We start from the raw sequence: 21157 nt of genomic DNA on the forward strand, positions 1-21157 counted from the left end.
TAACTACACAACTTTTATTACTAGAAAACGTTAATAAAAAACACGCCTAAACCAACCTAAATGAAAGTATTCCTGAATTTTATATTTCTTTTTCTTATCGTTTTCAATACCTCAGCACAACAAGTAAATAGTACAAAACCAGACGACAAAACACTTTATGATATTCAGGATGATGTTTTAATTAAAACCAGAGATGGAGCCTTAATCTCGGCAATTGTAGTTCGCAAAAAAGGAATAACCACCCCTCAACCCGTTATTTTACAATTTACAATTTATGTTCGCGATAGAGATATTAAAGGACTAAAAGAAGCCGTAGATAATGGTTATATTGGAGTTATGGCTTATTCGAGAGGAAAAAGATTTAGTCCCGATGAAATATTTCCATACGAGCATGATGGTAAAGATTCCTATGCTGTTATCGATTGGATCAGCAAGCAATCATGGTGTAACGGAAAAGTTGGAATGTATGGCGGTAGTTACAACGGTTTTACACAATGGGCATCGACAAAAAAACTTCATCCTGCACTTAAAACAATTGTTCCTTATGTTGCCAACAGAGCCGGAATGGGTTTACCGATGGAAAATAGCATTTTTATAAATCCAAATTACGAATGGGCATTTTATGTAACCAATAATAAAACTTTGGATACTGTTGTGGGAAATGACAGAAAACGTTTCCGAACCATGCAAGACAGATGGTGGAACTCGGGTGTTGCTTATCGCAAAATTGACAGCATAGATGGTACGTCAAATAAGTATTTACAAAAGTGGTTGTTACATCCCGGTTACGATAAATACTGGCAAGATATGGTTCCCTACAAAGAAGAATTTGCTCAAATAAACATCCCTATTTTATCTATAGATGGTTATTATAATGATTCCCAAATATCTAGTTTATACTATTTAAGAGAGCACGTTAAGTACAATAAAAATGCCGAACATTATCTTGTTATTGGACCTTATGGCCATTTTGGTGCACAAAAAGGTGGAGACCCAATTATAAACGAATATAAAGTAGATCCTATAGCAATTTTTAATACCAAAAAACTAACCTACGAATGGTTTAACTACATTCTTAAAGATAGTGCTAAACCTAATGTTTTAAAAGATAAAATAAACTACGAAGTAATGGGCGCAAATGAATGGAGGCATGCACCATCATTAGAAAAAATGAGTAATGGTTTTCTTAAATTATATTTAACCAACACAAAATCGAAAGATAAGTATTTATTATCCGATAAAAAGCCAGCCAAATCTGGATTCTTACCTCAGGAAGTAGATTTTGCCAACAGAGAAATTAGCAATAATGATTATTATCCAGATCCTATCATCCGCAAAGAACTCGATACTATAAATGGCTATTTTTTTATAAGCGAACCGCTTGATAAACCAATTGTAGTTAATGGTGCTTTTGAAGGCGAAATAAAAGCCCTTATCAATAAAAAAGATATGGATATAGGCGTAGTATTATACGAAGTGATGCCTAATGGCGAATACTTTCACTTATCATACTTTTTAGGCAGAGCCAGTTATGCAAAAGATATTACAACTCGAAACCTTCTTGTGCCAAACAAAATAGAAAGTATTCCGTTTACAAATACTAGGTTAGTAAGCAAGCAATTAAGCAAAGGAAGCCGCTTACTTGTAGTAATAAATGTAAACAAAAATGCTTTCGCACAATTAAATTACGGAACAGGTAAAGACGTAAGCGACGAAACCATCAAAGATGCCAAAGAACCCCTAAAAATAAAATGGTATAATGATAGTTTTGTTAAGATTCCAATCTGGAAAAACTAGAAAAGATAAACTTCATTGAGTTAAATTATTTACTACCACAGATAATTTATAAAAGAAACGCAGATAAAACGGATTCACAAAAGTAAAGACGCAGACAAAAACAGATTTTTAAACCAATAAAAAAATTCGTTTTTATCCGCGTTTTCGCCTAAGCGAATCCGTTTTATCCGTGTACCGTTTTTTAACCACAGATTTCATCCCGAAGCTTCGGGATTGCGAACCCTGCGAAAATCCTTGCACTCTTTGCTGTTAATTTTCAAACTATAGATTCCTTTTTTTAACTAAATAAAAACTTAAATTTCCTTAACTTCGTTTGCAACATAAAACCTCTGTAAATTATGGCATGGAATCCTGAAAAATATAACGAGTTTAAAGCCCTTCGCTACAAACCTTTCTTTGATTTGGCTGCCCATATTCTGGATAAACCAAATATGAAAGTAATTGATTTAGGTTGCGGAACCGGAGAGTTAACCAATATGTTATCCAAAAAACTTACCAATCCTTCAGTAAAAGGTATCGATTCTTCGAAAGAAATGCTGGAGAAAGCCATAGAGTTTACCTCGATACAATTTGACCAAAAAACTATCGAAGAACAAATCAATACGGGAGAAAAATGGGATTTAGTTTTCGCAAATGCATCCATACAATGGGTAGACAATCACGAAGAATTATTTCCTAAAATTATATCATTATTAAATCCCGATGGACAATTGGCAATCCAAATGCCTTGTCAGAACGAGAATTTACTCAATCAGATAGTACTCGAATTAGTACAGGAAGAACCGTACAAAAGTGCATTGAATAATTGGAAACGACTTTCACCTGTACTTACAATGGATGATTACGCCCAAATTTTATTCGAAAATAGTGGTACGGATATAGTTATTTACCAAAAGGTATATCCTATGATAGCCAACTCACATGACGAATTATATGAGTTTATTCTGGGTTCAACCTTAGTTCCCTATTTTGAGAGATTAAAAGGTGAAATAAAAGAACAATTCATCCAGGAATTTAAAAACAGAATCGCCAAAAAGTTTCCTAAAACGCCATCATTATATGCGTTCAAAAGAATCCTTTTATATGCAAAATTCTAAACTATAACTAGAAAAAAATAACGAAATGAGTAGTAATCCAAAATCTGTTGAAGCCCAAATGCTGATAAGAAAACCAGCAGCAATTGTTTTTAATGCATTTATAGATCCGAATGTAACCAAGAATTTTTGGTTTACAAAAGGCAGTGATACACTCGCTGTAGGTAAAAACATTATCTGGGAATGGGAAATGTACAACGTATCGACTACCGTTTTTGTAAAAGAAATTATCGAAAACGAAAAGATTTCTATCGAATGGAACGAACCTAAAACAACCGTTGATTTCGAATTCAGAAAAATAACTGATGATACAACTTATATAGTTATCAAAAATTATGGTTTTGATAAAGAAGGTGACGAACTCCTAAATATAATCAAAGATTCTACAGGCGGATTTACTACAGTTCTTGATGGGCTAAAAGCCTGTTTAGAGCATAACATCAACCTAAATCTTATAGCCGATAAATTCCCAAAAGAAGCTTTTAATAAATAAAAAAACACCAAAAACTATTATCTAATTACATCTACAAACAAATGAAAAAAATTATTCTAGGACTCTTTACATTACTATCTGCCCAATCAATTTTAGCACAAACTCTGGAAAAAATGCAATGGTTTAATGAACCAGCCAAATGGGAAATAAAAAACAATAGCCTAAGCATGACCGTAACGCCACAAAGCGATTACTGGAGAATTTCGCATTATGGTTTTACAGTCGATGATGCACCGTTTTACTACACAACATACGGAGGAGAATTTGAAGCCAAAGTAAAACTAACAGGCGCGTACAAAGTTCGTTTTGACCAAATGGGATTAATGATTCGCACAGATCATAAAAACTACATAAAAACAGGAGTCGAATTTGTAGACGGAAAATTCAATATCAGCACCGTAGTTACACACGGAAAAAGCGATTGGAGTGTAACAACACTAGATAAAGTACCACCATATATCTGGATAAAAGTAATACGACGATTAGACGCTCTCGAAATTTATTATTCCTATGATGATAAAACATACATCATGACACGCAATGCGCCACTTGAGGATAATGCTCCAGTAATGGTAGGATTAATGGCCGCTTGTCCTGATGGAAAAGGATTTGAAGCAAAATTTGAAAACTTTACAGTAAAACATTTACCAGACCAACGTCGTATCGAATGGTTGAAAAACAATCCCGAATAATTTTAAATTATCGCTATTGCGAATACATAACACGAGAAACGCATGAGAAACTTCTCCATATTTGGCACAATAGTATGTTGGTTTGCTATAATCGGTCAATTTTATCTTTCTATCGAAAATAGAGTCGCTTCGATTGAAGAAACCGTTATTCGTTTTTTTAGTTATTTTACAATACTTACCAATATACTGGTCGCACTATATTTTACTGCAAATCTTTTAAATAAAAAAAATACATTAAAAAGATTCTTTGCCAAACCAGGCGTGCTTACAGCCATTACGATATATATAACCAGTTTAGGGATTATATACCAGTTCTTGCTAAGACATATTTGGAACCCAGAAGGATTGCAGTTTATAGTAAATGAATTACTGCACAGTTTTATTCCTGTGCTATTTATTATTTATTGGTGGCTTTATGAAGACAAAAAATCTCTAAAATGGAGCTTTATAGGATCCTGGTTAATTTATCCGCTTATCTATTGTATTTACATTTTGATACGAGGAAGCATTTCCAGCTTTTACCCATACCCTTTTGTCGATGTAAATGCATTAGGATATGAAAGAGTGATTGTAAACGCATTATTTATTGCCATATTCTTTGCTTTTATAGCTGTTATTTTTATTGCTATTGCAAAAAAATCAATTAAAAAAGATCCGATAAAAGAAATCAAAATTAAAAAGAATGGATAAATTCGACTTTTTAAATTTAATAGCAACGATTGCAGTTTTCGTTTCATTACTTTTTGCTTTCTTTTTACTAACCGTAAAAACGAAAAACAAACTGGCAAACCGATTATTTGCAATATTTCTTCTTTTAAATGCCCTTGACACCAGCGGTTTTTTAAATTACAGCTTCATTAATTTGGATTATTTCAGACTCTCCTTCTATTTGCTGAGTATGCCAATATTCTATCTTTATGTAATCTCACTTTGTTATAATGATTTTCAATTAAAACCTAAACACTTATTACATACAATTCCGTTTGTAGTTTTTAATTTAGTTTTAACACCAAGGTTATATTTAGCCAATGATGCCGATAAAAAGTACTTTTTCGAACATTTACAGCAAATGCCCGAAATCTATTTTTCCCATATTATAGGTGAGCTACAATATGCATTTTATATTATTGCAATCTTTTTAACCTTGAAAAAGTATAAAGAAATATATCTGGAAAATTATGCAAATCCAAATACGTCATTATACAAATGGTTATTACAAATAATGGTGTGTTTTTTAATCGCCCATTCGATCGTTATTACCCGAGACCTCTTAAGATATAGTGATTATAATGAAATCTTCATTGGGATAAATGTAATTATAGGAATTGGAGTTTTGTTTATTACTTGTTGGTTTGTACTAAAAGCGTTGAACAATCCAGAACTTTTTAGAGGAATCGATTCCAAATTACAATTGGTAAAAGATATACTTCCAGAATCAGAGAATAATTTAATTATTCAGACTCATATTGCATTGCTAAAAAAATATATGGAAGAGGAAGAACCCTTTCTAGAACCTTCACTTACGATACAAGAACTTGCCACGCAGATAAAAATGCCAGTACGAGATTTATCTATACTAATCAATCATCATATGAATCTCCATTTTTTTGATTTTGTAAATGAATATCGCATTAAAAAAGCTATGAAAATCCTGAGTGATCCTTCAAAAAAGAATCTTACTGTTTTGGAAATCTTATATGAAGTTGGTTTTAATTCAAAATCTTCATTTAATACTTCATTTAAGAAATATACAAATCTTACACCTACAGCCTTTAGAAGCCAGTCATAATAACGTTTTCACAAAAAGTCATCCTTCTTTATATAAAAGTCGAACTGTTTTTTTTTAATAAAAAATGGTTCGACTTTTTTAATCGGTCGCCTATCCAGATTTTCTGCCGCAAATTTGTTTTGAATTTTAAAACATATTAAAACCAAAAGCTATGAAAAAATTAATCAAAATTAAAATGTTATCCATTTGGATACTGTTCACTTCTTTTCAGATAATTGGATTGAATGCTCAAATAAACAAAGGAGTCTTGAAAATAAATGTGCCGGTAACATCTGAAATTTCATCAAAAGAAATACATCACTACAAATTAAAATTAGAAAAGAATCAGTTTGCTTTTTTTAGATTAAAACAACAAAATGCTGATGTAATAATAACAACTTATGATACCAATAATAATAAAATTGCTGATTTTGATAGTCCAAATGGTGCATTTGGCGATGAACTATTTACTATAAATTCAACCAAAAAAGGAGATTATTTAATAGAGATAAAAACCCTTGAAGAAAATTCTCAAAAAGGAAAATATGAATTAAATTTTCAAAAAACAAGCCCAAAAGCAATTACTCCAAATGAAAAAGTAGATGAACTTTTAACCAGATATGATAATATAAATGCTCCAGGAGTTGCGGTTGCAGTTGTTAAAGACGGAACAATCGTATATAAAAAAGGATTTGGATCCTCAAATCTGGAATATAACATCCCTATAACCCCTACTTCTATATTTAGTATCGCTTCGGTATCCAAACAATTCACTGCATTCTCAATACTATTATTAGAAAAAGAAGGCAAATTATCACTGGATGATGATGTCAGAAAATACATTCCGGAGTTAACCGATTTTGGATATAAAATAACAATCCGAAATCTTGCTAATCACACTAGTGGAATACGCGACCAAGGCGATTTAATATGTCTTTCGGGAACACGATTAGATGATGTAATTACAAATGAGCAAGTTTTTAAACTCATTACAAATCAAAAAGAATTAAATTTCATTCCGGGTTCACAATACGAGTATTGCAACTCAGGCTTTGTATTATTGGCAAAAATTGTAGAAAGAGTATCAGGTAAAAAGTTCTCAGACTTTACTGCCGAACGAATATTCAAACCTTTAAAAATGAATAATTCTTTCTTCTTGGACGATTACGAAAAAATAATCAAAAACAGAGTATACTCCTATTCCCCTATTGGAGATACCTTTAAGAAAAGCATCTTAAATTATTCTATCGTAGGGTCCACAGGATTATCAACAACTATCGAAGACTTAAGTTTATGGGCATTGAATTTTGAAAAACCAATTGTAGGAGATACGATTATCTTCAATAAAATGAAAAAACAAGGCGTACTCAATAACGGCGAAAAAATATCGTATGCTTTGGGACAGGAAATAAAAAAATACAAAGGTCTTAATGTTATTTTCCATGGTGGCGGTGATGCCGGATATCGTTCTTATTTATTACGAATTCCCGAAGAAAAATTTTCTGTAGTAATTATGTCAAATTCCGAAGCTTTTAATCCATTGGACATTGTGTATAAAATTGTAGACTATTACTTGGAAAATAAACTTACAGAAACAACTCCTGAAAATAAATCTGATAAAATCACAATAAGCAATACTACTTTACAATCCTACATTGGAGATTATGAAGTGCTTCCTGGTTTGATTTTTAGTATAACCCAAAATGCCGATAAACTGTATTTGCAAACCTCCGATGACAATCAAAAGAAACCTTTACAAGCAATATCCGAGAGCGAATTTATGATTGGTAACAATAAAATTTCATTTTATAAAACCAACGGACAACAAATCGATTTATTAAAATTTAAAGTTGCAGATTTTATATACAACGGAAAAAAAATCCTAATAAAACCATTTGATAAAACGAAAGTGCAATTATCCCAATATACTGGTCGTTATTACAGCGAAGAATTAAATACTGAATATACATTTATCATCAAAGATAACATTCTTACGGCAACACATATTCGAAATTCAGATATAACTCTAAAACCATTTCAGCCTGATACTTTTATTGGTAGCGAATGGTACTTCCATAAAATTGAATTTATAAAAAATGAAGAATCTATAATTACAGAATGCAAAATTTCTGGTGCCAAAGCAACTATAAGATTCAAGAAAATGGAATAAAAATTTTCCTTTACAAAGTTAATATAAGATTAAGGACTTTCTAAGAAGATGAACTTTTTAGAAAGTCCTCTTCATTTCAATAATTAATTGATAAATTAGCTTAAATAACAGGAAATATCCCTAACTCGTAAACTTTATATAAAAAAATGAGCCTTGAAAATAATTATATAGAAATTAATAAAGAATCATGGAACAGTCGGGTCGAATCCCATCTTAAATCTGAATTTTATGATATCGAAGGTTTCCTAAAAGGAAATACTTCTTTAAACAGTATCGAATTAGAATTACTAAGAGATATAAAAGGAAAATCGATATTGCATTTGCAATGTCACTTTGGTCAAGATAGTATTTCTTTGGCAAGACTTGGTGCAAATGTTACTGGCGTAGATTTATCCGACAAAGCTATAGGTAGTGCCAATAAACTTGCTAAAAAAGCTAATTCATCTGCAACATTTATATGTTGCGATATTTATGATTTACCAAACCATTTAAACCAGAAATTCGACATTGTATTTACAAGTTACGGAGCAATCCCTTGGTTACCGGATCTTGACAAATGGGCAAAATTAATTTCGGATTTCCTTAACCCAAATGGTAAGTTAGTCTTTGCCGAATTTCACCCAGTAGTGTGGATGTTTGATGATAATTTTGAAAAAATAGGATATAATTATTTCAATTCGGGAGCAATAATAGAAACTCAAGAAGGAACTTATGCTGATAAGAATGCACCAATACAACTAGAATATGTATGCTGGAATCATGGTATGAGCGAAGTAATAAATAGCTTAATTAAAAACGGGCTGGAACTAAATTCCCTAAATGAATTTGATTATTCGCCATACAATTGCTTCAGTAACACAATCGAGTTTGAACCAAAAAAATACAGAATAAAACATTTGGATAATAAAATCCCAATGGTGTATTCTATAGTTGCAACAAAAAAATAGCAAGCTCAAAAATTAAACATATAAGAGATGTGAGTAAATATAAGCATGACTAATTCTATCTAACTCTTTGCAAAAGGAACGCGGGTGATAAGGATTTTAAAAAATAATAGATAAAAAATCCGTTTAATCCGTGTTTACGCGATAGCGAATCCGTTTAATCCGCGTTCCTCTACAGACTATTTACTTTGTAAACTTAAATGAACTTATATGGTTAAAACAATTTGATTGAATTATATTTTTGAGAATACTTGGATAATTTAATCATTAAAATCATCACATTATGCAAACAGCAATTGGATCAATTCTAGTCGCCATTTTTCTATTTCTATCAGGAATTCATATTTATTGGGGATTTGGAGGGAAATGGGGAAACGATGCCGCAATACCAACAACCGAAAATAATGAAAAAGTAATAAATCCAAAACTAAAAGAATGTATGGTAGTTGCCATTGCACTGCTTATTCTTTCGGTTTTAGTTTTAATAAAATCACGAATCATAGCCTATAGTTTACCTAATTGGTTACAAGAATGTGGTATATGGTTTATTTTGATATTATTTATGATAAGAGCTATTGGTGATTTTAAGTACGTGGGATTTTTCAAAAAAGTCAAAACCACAAAATTTGCACAAATGGATACAAAATACTTCTCTCCACTATGTTTATTAATTTCGCTTTTAGCATTAGCGTTAACAACATGATTTTTTGCGCTACTTTTACATATAATAACAATATAATTTGAAATCAAAATGGAATTAATTACTATCGAAGAGTTTTTTATTATCGGATTATCGGTAAGAACAACCAATGAAAATGAACAATCTGCAACGGATATTCCAGCGCTATGGAATAAATTCATGACCGAAAATACAATAGAAAACATTCCGAATAAAATAGATAATTCCATCTATTCTGTCTACACCGAATATGAAAAAGATTATACAAAACCATACACTACGATTTTAGGTTGCAAAGTTTTGAGTTTAGACAATATTCCAACCGGAATGACTGGAAAAACTATTGCAAAAGAAACCTACAAACAATTTACAGCCAAAGGAAACTTAGCCCACGGTATTGTAATCCAGAAATGGATAGAAATTTGGAATACCGACCTCAACAGAAAATATACTGCCGATTTTGAGATATACGGCGAAAAAGCATCCAATCCAGAAAATGCCGAAGTACCTATTTTTATAGCTATTTAATTATTTTTTAAATTCTCTAGCAAAAACACAAAGTTTTTAGTTTATATAATCTGTTTTATTTGCGACTTTACGAGAATTTGTTATTATTGTATTTAACACATAGAAACATAGATTTTATATATAAAATAAAGAATACAAAAAGAAACACATTTCTTTCACATAGCTAGTTCTGTGCTTTTTAAATAAGTGAAACGCCTTTTTTGAGTTTACCAAAAACTATGTTTCTATGTGTTAAGAATAACTACACTCACCAAGTTATACTTTTATTAAAACAAAACAATAATGCAACCAAACCTAATTCAACACATAAAAAAGTACATCGAATTAAACGATGAACAAACCCAATTAGTTTTGGCTAATATCAAGCCTATTTCCATAAAAAAGAAAAGCTATTTACTAGAAGAAGGTCAAATATGCTCTTCGCTATATTTTGTAGAAAAAGGCTGTTTGCGTTTCTTCTTTATCAATGAAAAAGGAACCGAACAAATTACCCAGTTTGCTATCGAAAACTGGTGGATTTCCGATTATATGAGTTTTGATACACAATCGCCATCACAATTTTATATTCAGGCAATAGAAAACACGGTAGTTTATGTTTTTGATTATCACAATCAAGAAAAAGTTTTTAGCCAATTACCACAGCTAGAACGTTACTTCCGACTCATTTTACTCAAAGCCTATTCGGCTGCACAAATGCGAATAAAATACTTGTTCGACTTTTCCAAAGAAGAAAGTTATCAGCATTTTGCGTCAAGATTTCCAGAGTTCGTTCAACGAATTCCACAATATATGTTGGCATCTCATTTAAATTTAACTCCCGAATATTTAAGCGAAATAAGAAAAAAAACAGACTGAGAAATCATTTCTTAAACCAGCTTAAGATTTTTCATTATTCATGTAAATACCTTTGTTTAATAATTAAAAAACATAGAAATAATGAGCAACAGAATTAAAATTGGTGAAATTGTTCCAGCAGCAGTTAAAGCACTTCAAACTTTAAACCTACACCTTGAATCAACCCAACTGACCAACACGCATAACGAGTTAATAAAAATTAGAACTTCACAAATAAATGGTTGTGCCTATTGTATCGACTTGCATACAAAAGATGCCAGAAAATATGGCGAAACCGAGCAACGCATTTATTTACTAAATGCTTGGAGAGAAACTAATTTTTATACCGAAGAAGAAAAAGCAATTTTGGCTTTGACCGAAGAAATTACATTAATTAGCAATGGCGTAGTTTCTGATGAAACCTATCAAAAAGCAGCTAGTCTATTTGATGAAAAGTATCTTTCGCAAATTATATTAGCAATCATAAGCATGAATGCATTAAACAGAATTGGTATTACAGCAGAAATGAAACCAGTTTTAAATCGTTAAAAAATTAAAAAGTTTCAACCATTAAGAGATTAATACACATTAAAATCCAACTCTAAATTTTCTTACTCTCTTAATGGTTCCATAAAATCAGCATTCCAAACGCAACTAAAAACCAATGTTTTAAATGGCTTTATTACCTTAAAAATATTGGAAACGTTATTTTTTATATCTTTAAAATATTACATCTAATAATTTTTACATTATTATTTTATTGCCAAATTATTAATATTAAATACAAATTTTAATAAATATGCAACATTAACAATTCATCTTTTAAATTCTTTGCATTATTCAATTATCTTTGTGATAACAAAATTATAGTATAATGGAAGAATGTATATCGGTTTTTGATATGCTTAAGATTGGTGTTGGACCATCAAGTTCACACACTCTTGGACCTTGGCGTGCAGCAGAACGTTTTCTTGCTGAATTAAAAAGTGAAAATCTATTTTCTCAAACCACTCGTGTCAAAGTCGATTTGTATGGTTCTCTTTCCTTAACCGGAAAAGGTCACGCTACCGATTTGGCGGTTATGTTAGGTTTAAGCGGTCAAGACCCCGAATATATTCCGATAAATGATATTGCTGGAATCATCAAAACTATTGAAGATACTAATACAATTATACTTGGAAACGAACTTACGATTCCGTTTTTCTTTTTACAAGATATTATTTTCAATAAAGAATTCTTGCCGTTTCATGCCAATGGTTTGAAATTTACGGCCTACGCCAAAGATGATTCCGAATACGAATCTGTTTTCTACTCAATTGGTGGAGGTTTTGTGGTGAAAGAAGAACGTGAAAATGCCAAAATAAAATCGGAGATAAAATGTGCATTTCCGTTTCCTATTCAAAATGCTGCAGAACTTTTAAATTATACCATTTCTCAAAACAAAACAATTTCTGAAATCGTTTATGAGAATGAAAAATCCATGCGTTCCGAAGAGTTCATTAATAATGAATTAATGCGCATTTGGAATACAATGCTCGAATGTATGTATATCGGTTGTCACTCCGAAGGAATACTTCCAGGTGGATTAAATGTACGTCGTAGAGCATTTGATATGCACCAAAACCTCATCGGTTTATCCAATTATAATTCTCCACAAACGTGGCTGGAAGAAATAAGAAAAACCGAAGTTAAATTTCGTCAAATACTAAAATGGGTAAGTTGTTTTGCACTTGCAGTAAATGAAGTAAATGCAGCTTTAGGACGTGTCGTTACAGCTCCAACTAATGGAAGTGCCGGCGTAATCCCAGCCGTTTTAATGTACTATTTAGTAATTGAAAACCATGATGCAGGCGAAAAAGAAATCAAACAATTCCTGATGGTTGCAGGCGAAATAGGAAGCATCTTTAAGAAAGGTTCTACAATTTCTGCCGCAATGGGAGGTTGTCAAGCCGAAATAGGTGTTTCATCATCTATGGCAGCAGCAGCGCTTTGCGAATTAATGGGCGGAACCCCAGCGCAAGTATTAATGGCTGCCGAAATCGCCATGGAACATCACTTAGGTTTAACCTGTGACCCGATTGGTGGATTGGTCCAAATTCCTTGTATCGAAAGAAATACTATGGGAGCAATAAAAGCCATCAATGCAGCCGAACTAGCACTGGAAACCGACTCCAAAAATGCAAAAGTGCCTCTGGATAAAGTTATCGATACCATGTGGCAAACTGCAAAAGATATGAATTCCAAATACAAAGAAACCTCCGAAGGGGGATTGGCAATTGCTGTGAATATGGCGGATTGTTAATATGTGATAAGTGTTCCGTGTTCAGTTATAAAAAAAGTGTTCAGTCCTCAGTTTATACAAACTGAGGACTGAACACTTTTTTTACTGATTACTTTTTTATTAAATACTGCAAACTGTGACTGAACACTAAAAAACTGAACACTGAATACTAAAAACTACGCTTTCAACAGTTTAAACCAGAAAGAACTTCCAAGACCTAATTCGCTTTCTACTCCGATTTTCCCATTTTGAGCTTCTATAAACTCTTTACTGATAGATAACCCTAATCCGGTTCCCGATTTATGACTTCCGGGGATTTGGAAAAACTTATCGAATACTTTGGATTTATAATGACTATCGATTCCTTTTCCAGTATCGACTACCTCAAATACAATCTGATCTTTTTCTTTTTTCAGTTTAACTGTAATACTACTTTTTTCATAAGAGTATCTAATCGCATTTGTTAGGAAATTAATCATCACCCAAGTTGTTTTCTCCGAGTCGGCTTTTATTTCTGCTAAGTTAGGCTCACTTTCGACAATCAATTCAATTTGTTTTTGCTCAGCTTGTACTTTTACAGCTTCAAGAGCATATTCTATTATTTTATATGGGCTGCATTGCCCAATATTAAGCTTGATATTACCTGTTTCTAATTGTGCCAAATCCAGTAGTTCACCAGTAATTTTTAGTAATCTCTGGCTATCATCTTTAATACTGTCTATCAATTGTTTTTGCTCGTCATTGATAGTACCTGTATTAGGATTTTCTAATAGCTGCAGACTTAATTTTATAGACGAAATAGGAGTTTTTAATTCATGCGAGACTGTCGCAATAAAATTAGTTTTGGCAAAATCCAACTCTTTAAAAATGGTAATATTTCGTAAAATAATTACATCGCCTATATTAATTGTTTTGTCCTCACCCGTTGGAGTAATTGTAATATTAACATTCTCTTTATCAAAATAACTCTCTTTACCGTCGGCAAAAATCTTCATTGGATGTGCCTTTGCGCTTTCCAGATCATTGATGATTAAAGATTTCATCAAATCATTTTTTAGAGCCAGTGTAGAAGCCAATTCTCCAATTACCTCTTCCGACTTCATTCCGATAATTTTAAGAGCTTCATTATTTACAAACAAAACTTTCCCTTGATTATCAAGACCAATAATCGGGTCATGCATATTATTTATTAAAGTCTCCAGTCGTTTCTTCTCAAATGATAATTTATATAAATTACTATCATGATATTCCTCGAGTTTTTCGGCCATTGTATTAAATGATCTTGCCAAATCTCCATATTCATTATGATTCATAAAATGAACCCGTTCCGAATAATTTTTATTCGCAATTTGTTTAATACTTTCGGTTAATTCCTTGATTGGATTTGCAATATTATTAGGCAAATTAATTAGCAGATTAAAAGCAATCAAAAAACAAAGTGTGCCTACAATTGCAATCGAAAAGTTGGCAGTTTCAGCAGTTTGTTTGGCAATATCACTTTTCTGTTTTATGGCATTCATATTGAGTTTCATAATCGCAAAAATATCCTGACGTATCTGACTTTTTAATGTCTGATCATTCCAGTTATTTTCTAATTTTTTAAAACTCTCTTGTAAATTCGACGTTACCTTATCTTCTCCGGCTTCAGTTACATTGATCATTTGATTCTTCAAATTATCTTTAAAAATAACAATCGCCTTATCTTCATTGCTGCTTATTTCATCAAGCGAAGTGAGCATATTTCTAGAATACTCCAACGTATTATAATTGGCTTTCAAAATATTTTCGGTGTCTTCTTTTATCAAAAAAATATAAAAAGCACTCACTAATGCAAGGATAATTATCATTAGAAATAACAACCCAACGCCCAAATTTAATTTTGTTTTAATTCTCATTTTGCTCTAATTTACAAAACATTATTTTTTTTAAACATATAAATATAACTCACTTTGAACAGTTTATATAAATTCACATAACAAATCATTAATTATTTTTTAAACATATAAAACATTTAAATAAATATAAGCCATCCAAAAACTAAACTTATATGTACTTACATAACTTAAATAGCTAATCCCACTTACATTATATCATTACAAAATCTTTCTTCTGTTATCTTGCATCTTAAAGTCTCTCATCTAAGATAAAATAACAAGGTCAACATTCGATAAAGAAAGACGGCTCAATAAGCGTCTAAAAATCGATGTTGACAAGATCACTTTAAATAAATTAAAGTGTGGTTTCCCAATGCAAACAGTTGTAATTTGTTTTTGCTCTACAACTTTAAGCATTGTATCGGTAATATTAGTGCTTTCAATTTTTATTACTTCGGCACCAAGTTGTGTTGCCAATTTAAAATTATTAATTAAATGTCGCTGTTTATCAAGTGCAATTTTATCACTGCTTTCCTTTGGCAACTGAACATATAACACATACCAATCGCTGTTATAGTAACTGGCTAATCGGGCTGTTTTTCGAATAACTATTTTTGCTGTTCGATCGTTGCTACTTATACATGCTAATAATTTTTCTTGTCGTAAAGCCAGCGTTTTCGGAACTTCATTTTCTACTTTCCGAAGGACCTGGCTGGCAACTTCTTTTAATGCCAATTCCCGCAGTTGCAAAATCTGATCTGCTTTAAAAAAATTATTCAATGCAGTCTGAATTTTATCCGGAGTATAAATTTTACCATCTTTTAAACGATCAATCAAATCCTCCGAAGTCAAATCGATGTTTACAACCTCATCTGCCAATCGCAATACATTATCCGGTATTCGCTCCTTAACCTCTACATTGGTGATTCGTTTTACATCTTGATTTAAACTCTCGATGTGCTGAATATTAACCGCCGAAATCACATTTATTCCTGAATCCAAAATCTCCAAAACATCCTGCCAACGTTTCTCATTCTTGCTGCCTTCTATATTCGTATGTGCCAATTCATCTACAATTACCACTTCGGGACGTAGATTAATTATGGCTTGTACATCCATTTCTTCCAGTTGCTTCCCTTTGTAAAAAATAGAACGACGCGGAATCACAGGCAAACCATCCAGTAATTCATGTGTTTCCTTACGATTATGCGTTTCTATGTATCCAATTTTTACATCGATCCCATTTTTCAATAACGTATGTGCTTCCTGTAGCATACGAAAAGTTTTGCCTACACCAGCACTCATGCCAATGTAGACCTTAAACTTTCCTTTACGTGATTTCTGAATTAAATCGAGAAAGTGCTTAACATTATTTTCCTTTTCGTTATCCATATTTTTTATCAGTAAAAAAAGATTAAAGAAGTTAGAAACAAGATGGAAAATAATTCTAAAAAGAATCTTGTCTCTTGCTTCTAACTTCTAATAAGCTTAAAGTGAAATTGCCAAAGATGTTGTTATGAATACATTATTATCTGTTGGGTTATTATTTTTCAAAAAGATATCGTCTTTACTATTCAAAGTTCGTGCTTCTAATCTAAATATCACATTTTCTGCAGCTAAATAATCAAAATTTGCCGAAAATCCATAAGTTTTAAACCCGTCTGGAGTTCCCGTGGCGATAATAACGCCTTTTTTATCTTGATAATACTCCCCTCTTGCAGCAATCATAATTTTATTTGTTGGTTTATACTGAGCCACAACAATTGGAGAATACCAAACATCATAATCCGAGCTTCCGTTAGTAGCTTGTTGCACACCAATATCAAAACCAGCAACCAAATTCACTTTTTCAGACACTTTAAACTGTCCGTAAAAATCATTAAAATATCTCCATTTTCTCTCCACATCAGGATATTCATTCCCCACATACGTACTCCAGTTTAATGTAACTGCCGAATTTGGTTTGTAAGTAACCTGAGTTCCAAAAGCTGGAGTCTGATTTCCCTTAACCTTCTCGATACGTTGCCATCCATTTAAATACATTACTGCCAAGTACCATTTTTCGCTCTTAGATGTATATCCTAATTTTACACCCGTTTCATAATACGGAGAGTTTTCTGCCAAGATACTTCTGGTCAGAGTCATACAATCTTTACCAATAGCGCTTTCAAAACCAATGTGCGAAGGCATAATTCCTGCATCAACCCAAAGATTATGCTCTTTAGAGATTTTTACACCCACATTAGCCTCATATACATTTTTTAATAAACCTTCCTCAGCAGCCAAATTATATTGAGCGTAAGTTCCTGCCATAAGAGCAAAATTTGCCCGAACATTATCCTTAACATAATTCACTTTTGCCAAACCTAAATTCAGGTTCACCTCATTGTGTTTGTTATAATTATAAAGAAAACTTGGCCGAGTATGATTTGCAGGATTCCCAAAATCATAACTGTAATAGGTATCTATATATCCCGAAAACGTAAACGGGCTTTTAGATTCTTCTTGAGCATTCATTGTTGTGTATCCGAAAGCTATTAAAGCTGTAAGTATTATTTTTTTCATTTTATTTTTAAATTTTGGGCATTCAAAAACCAGCAGGATTTATATACCCGCTTAGGTTTAATTATTCATTTTTTGTTATTAGATTTTTTTTAGGAGTTCCCGAAGTTTCGGGACCAGCTATCCGCTATATCTTTTCCTGGCTAAAGAAGCCAGAAAAAGGATACCGCTTCTATCTGGGCTAAAACACTTGGGGCAACAAGGGCTTTAGTTATCCTAACAGGTTTCCAAGACCTGTTAGAGCATAAAGGGCAAACTCAGATAAGCAACTACAAGTTTATCTATATTTTGTCCATAAATTTTCATACATACAAAGCACTAGAAACCTTGCTAACAGATTTTTATCCCGAAGTTTCGGGGCTGTTAGGTTTAGTATTAATCATCATATTTACAAGTTTTGTATCCTAACAGGTTTCCAAAACCTGTTAGGTATCTAGGCATAGTTTATCATATCTACAAGGTTTTAAAAACCTTGTAAGAATAAAACCTAAGAACCTTTTTTAGAAAGTGCATCTAGAGCCACATTTAGCTCCAGAACGTTCACTGTAGGAGTCCCCATAATCTTTGGAGTATTGATTTTGGATTCAACCAAAGCTTTTACTTTATTTTCATCTAATTTTCTTTCTTTGGCAACCCGTTTCACCTGAACCAAAGCTCCTTGTGGAGAAATATTTGGATCCAAACCACTACCCGAAGCAGTAACCATATCGGCAGGAATTTCCGATTTTCTTAAATAAGGATGAACGATTAAAAAAGTATCAATTCTCTTTTGAACCACAGCTAAGTAATCGGCATTACTTGGTCCTTTATTGCTTCCACCACTTCCTGCAGCATTATAATCTACTGCCGAAGGACGACCCCAGAAATAATTAGACTTATCAAATTTCTGACCTATTTTCTGGTATCCTACTACTTTACCATCAACCGAAATAGTTTCTCCCTTACCATGATTTGGTGCAAACTGTGCAATTCCATAAATTGCCAAAGGATAAATAACAGCAAACAGAACTACCGTAAGAAGGGTAAATTTTAATATTGAAAATATATTTTTCATTGTTTTTGTTTTTTGAGTTTCTAAGGAACTAAGTCTCTAAGTTTCTAAGTTTTTTCCTTAGAGCCTTAGCAACTTAGTATCTCAGAACCTATTTTTTAAATTTTATAATATATTAAGGCTTTAGTCTCAAAGTTTTAATCTTAGTACCTTAGAAACTTAGCACCTTAGTAGCTTACATAAACAGCGCTACAACCAAATCAATTAATTTAATACCGATAAAAGGGATAATTAATCCACCTAAACCATAAATCAACAAGTTTCTTTTTAAGATTGCACTTGCTCCGATTGGTTTATAATCAACACCTCTTAACGCTAGCGGAATCAATATCGGGATAATAATCGCATTAAAGATTACAGCCGATAAAATTGCACTCTCAGGACTATGCAAATGCATGATATTTAAACCTTGCAAAGCAGGAATCGCAGTAATAAAAAGAGCAGGAACAATAGCAAAATACTTCGCTACGTCGTTTGCAATAGAAAACGTTGTAAGCGTACCTCTGGTCATCAACAACTGTTTTCCAATTTCGATAATCTCAATTAACTTAGTTGGATCATTGTCCAGATCGACCATGTTTCCAGCTTCCTTAGCAGCTTGAGTTCCGCTATTCATTGCAACACCTACATCTGCTTGTGCAAGAGCGGGTGCGTCATTCGTACCATCACCCATCATTGCGACAAGTTTACCCATTTGTTGCTCATTTTTAATGTAGTTCATTTTATCCTCAGGTTTAGCCTCGGCAATAAAATCATCTACACCAGCAGCTTCGGCAATAAACTTAGCCGTAAGGGGATTATCTCCTGTAACCATTACCGTTTTTACACCCATTTTTCTCAAACGGTCAAAACGTTCTTTCATTCCCGTTTTAATGATATCTTGTAATTCGATAACACCTTGCACTTGGTTGTTTTTAACAACTACCAATGGTGTTCCTCCTTTAGACGAAATATCAATTACTTTTTGAGCAGTATCATTTGGAAAAACATTCCCAGCCTGAAGCGAGATATTTTTAGCAGCATCCTGAGCACCTTTTCTAATATTGGTTCCGTCTTTTAAAACAACACCACTAGTTCTGGTTTCTGCAGTAAACTTGATTAAAGTAGCTCCCTCAATAGATAAATTTTGAGCCACAGCCGGACCAGCCAATTCTACAATACTTTTCCCTTCTGGAGTATCATCTGCAAGAGAACTTAATACCGCAGATTCAATGAATTCTTTTTCCGAAACACCTTGAGCAGGATAAAAATTAGTTGCTTTTCTATTTCCTATAGTAATAGTTCCAGTTTTATCCAGAAGCAATACATCAATATCTCCGGCAGTTTCTACCGCTTTTCCAGATTTTGTAATTACGTTCGCACGCAACGCTCTATCCATACCCGCAATTCCGATTGCCGAAAGCAAACCACCAATTGTTGTTGGAATTAAACATACAAAAAGAGATATAAAAGCAGCAATTGTTATCGGAGCATTGGCATAATCTGCAAATGGTTTTAAAGTAACACAAACAATCACAAAGATTAATGTAAATGCAGCCAACAAAATAGTCAATGCAATTTCATTTGGTGTTTTCTGACGGCTTGCACCTTCTACCAAAGCAATCATTTTATCAAGAAAACTTTCGCCTGGTTCAGAAGTTACGATAACTTTAATTTTATCCGACAATACTTTTGTTCCTCCAGTTACCGATGATTTATCTCCACCAGCTTCCCGAATCACAGGAGCACTTTCTCCAGTAATCGCACTTTCGTCAATAGTTGCCAACCCTTCGATGATTTCACCATCAGTTGCAATTAAATCTCCAGCTTCACAAACGAAAACATCACCTTTTTTTAATTCCGAAGAACTAATATTTTTGATTTCTCCGTTAGCAAGAATTTGTCTTGCTGGGGTTTCTTCCCGTGTTTTTCTTAAACTATCCGCTTGAGCTTTACCTCTGGCCTCGGCAATTGCTTCGGCAAAATTGGCAAACAAAAGTGTGGCTAATAAAATTAAAAACACAATTAAATTATAAGTAAAACTACCTTGGTCCTGTGCTCCCATTAATATGGAAATACAAACGGCAAACATAATGGCAGTTCCTATTTCTACGGTAAACATTACCGGATTTTTAATCATCAATTTTGGGTTAAGCTTCACAAAAGATTGCACCAAGGCATCTTTTACCTGCTTACTTTCAAACAATGAATTGGATTTATTGTTAGTCATTTTCTTTTATATTATTTTATTTAGTTGACTGTTTCCTAACACATAGAAACATAGATTTTTTTATTATAAGATTAAGGCGTTTCACTTTTATATAGTTTACATAGCTATGTAAAAAAATGAGTTTTCTTTAATTTCCTTAATTATTTATATTAACTATGTTTCTATGTGTTAAAAATTGCGT

18 protein-coding genes are annotated in these 21157 nt (G+C 32.6%); 13 read left to right on the forward strand and 5 right to left on the reverse strand.

The window, feature by feature from the left end; genetic code table 11:
- The first annotated feature begins 60 nt into the window (after nucleotides 1–60).
- From OIU83_RS00505 to OIU83_RS00565, 13 genes are all read left to right on the forward strand, one after another.
- Nucleotides 61–1797: a CocE/NonD family hydrolase gene (locus tag OIU83_RS00505; protein WP_264204327.1), complete on the forward strand. Its 1737-nt coding sequence runs from the start codon at nucleotides 61–63 to the stop codon at nucleotides 1795–1797.
- Nucleotides 1798–2135: 338 nt separating this feature from the next.
- Nucleotides 2136–2894 (forward strand): methyltransferase domain-containing protein, encoded by a 759-nt coding sequence (locus OIU83_RS00510; protein ID WP_264204328.1) that lies wholly within the window; start codon nucleotides 2136–2138, stop codon nucleotides 2892–2894.
- Between the two features lie 25 nt (nucleotides 2895–2919).
- Nucleotides 2920–3384 carry an SRPBCC family protein gene (locus OIU83_RS00515; RefSeq protein WP_264204329.1) on the forward strand — a complete coding sequence of 155 codons (465 nt, stop codon included), beginning with the start codon at nucleotides 2920–2922 and terminating at the stop codon, nucleotides 3382–3384.
- Nucleotides 3385–3425: 41 nt separating this feature from the next.
- On the forward strand, nucleotides 3426–4076 hold the full coding sequence (locus tag OIU83_RS00520) for a DUF1349 domain-containing protein (protein ID WP_264204330.1): 651 nt from the start codon (nucleotides 3426–3428) through the stop codon (nucleotides 4074–4076).
- A gap of 42 nt (nucleotides 4077–4118) precedes the next feature.
- Nucleotides 4119–4766 (forward strand): Pr6Pr family membrane protein, encoded by a 648-nt coding sequence (locus OIU83_RS00525; RefSeq protein ID WP_264204331.1) that lies wholly within the window; start codon nucleotides 4119–4121, stop codon nucleotides 4764–4766.
- A complete protein-coding gene (locus tag OIU83_RS00530; RefSeq protein ID WP_264204332.1) occupies nucleotides 4759–5865 on the forward strand; it encodes a helix-turn-helix domain-containing protein in 1107 nt (368 codons plus the stop codon). Before OIU83_RS00525 ends, OIU83_RS00530 begins: the two co-directional genes overlap by 8 nt.
- 151 nt (nucleotides 5866–6016) lie before the next feature.
- Entirely contained in the window at nucleotides 6017–8014 is a 1998-nt protein-coding gene (locus OIU83_RS00535) for a serine hydrolase domain-containing protein (RefSeq protein WP_264204333.1), read from the forward strand.
- A 146-nt stretch (nucleotides 8015–8160) separates the two neighbouring features.
- Complete coding sequence (locus tag OIU83_RS00540; protein WP_264204334.1) at nucleotides 8161–8961, forward strand: class I SAM-dependent methyltransferase; 801 nt, start codon at nucleotides 8161–8163, stop codon at nucleotides 8959–8961.
- A gap of 280 nt (nucleotides 8962–9241) precedes the next feature.
- Nucleotides 9242–9661, forward strand: coding sequence for a DUF3995 domain-containing protein (locus OIU83_RS00545; RefSeq protein WP_264204335.1), 420 nt, complete (start codon nucleotides 9242–9244; stop codon nucleotides 9659–9661).
- 48 nt (nucleotides 9662–9709) lie between these two features.
- Nucleotides 9710–10165, forward strand: a complete 456-nt coding sequence (locus OIU83_RS00550) for a GyrI-like domain-containing protein (protein ID WP_264204336.1) — start codon at nucleotides 9710–9712, stop codon at nucleotides 10163–10165.
- 282 nt (nucleotides 10166–10447) lie between these two features.
- Nucleotides 10448–11020, forward strand: a complete 573-nt coding sequence (locus OIU83_RS00555) for a Crp/Fnr family transcriptional regulator (RefSeq protein WP_264204337.1) — start codon at nucleotides 10448–10450, stop codon at nucleotides 11018–11020.
- A gap of 81 nt (nucleotides 11021–11101) precedes the next feature.
- Nucleotides 11102–11548, forward strand: coding sequence for a carboxymuconolactone decarboxylase family protein (locus tag OIU83_RS00560; protein ID WP_264204338.1), 447 nt, complete (start codon nucleotides 11102–11104; stop codon nucleotides 11546–11548).
- Between the two features lie 325 nt (nucleotides 11549–11873).
- Nucleotides 11874–13301, forward strand: coding sequence for an L-serine ammonia-lyase (locus OIU83_RS00565; RefSeq protein WP_264204339.1), 1428 nt, complete (start codon nucleotides 11874–11876; stop codon nucleotides 13299–13301).
- 155 nt (nucleotides 13302–13456) lie between these two features.
- On the opposite strand, the gene OIU83_RS00570 is transcribed toward OIU83_RS00565, so the two are convergent.
- From OIU83_RS00570 to kdpB, 5 genes are all read right to left on the reverse strand, one after another.
- A complete protein-coding gene (locus tag OIU83_RS00570) occupies nucleotides 13457–15175 on the reverse strand; it encodes an ATP-binding protein (RefSeq protein WP_264204340.1) in 1719 nt (572 codons plus the stop codon).
- Between the two features lie 243 nt (nucleotides 15176–15418).
- The gene (locus OIU83_RS00575; RefSeq protein ID WP_264204341.1) at nucleotides 15419–16546 is read right to left on the reverse strand and encodes a sensor protein KdpD; all 1128 of its coding nucleotides are present in this window, start codon (nucleotides 16544–16546) and stop codon (nucleotides 15419–15421) included.
- A 96-nt stretch (nucleotides 16547–16642) separates the two neighbouring features.
- Entirely contained in the window at nucleotides 16643–17719 is a 1077-nt protein-coding gene (locus OIU83_RS00580; protein ID WP_264204342.1) for a porin, read from the reverse strand.
- A 484-nt stretch (nucleotides 17720–18203) separates the two neighbouring features.
- Entirely contained in the window at nucleotides 18204–18770 is a 567-nt protein-coding gene (locus OIU83_RS00585) for a K(+)-transporting ATPase subunit C (protein WP_264204343.1), read from the reverse strand.
- Nucleotides 18771–18942: 172 nt separating this feature from the next.
- The gene (gene kdpB, locus OIU83_RS00590; protein WP_264204344.1) at nucleotides 18943–20976 is read right to left on the reverse strand and encodes a potassium-transporting ATPase subunit KdpB; all 2034 of its coding nucleotides are present in this window, start codon (nucleotides 20974–20976) and stop codon (nucleotides 18943–18945) included.
- Nucleotides 20977–21157: the final 181 nt, after the last annotated feature.

The sequence above is a fragment of the Flavobacterium shii genome (assembly GCF_025847235.1).
GTDB lineage: Bacteria > Bacteroidota > Bacteroidia > Flavobacteriales > Flavobacteriaceae > Flavobacterium > Flavobacterium shii.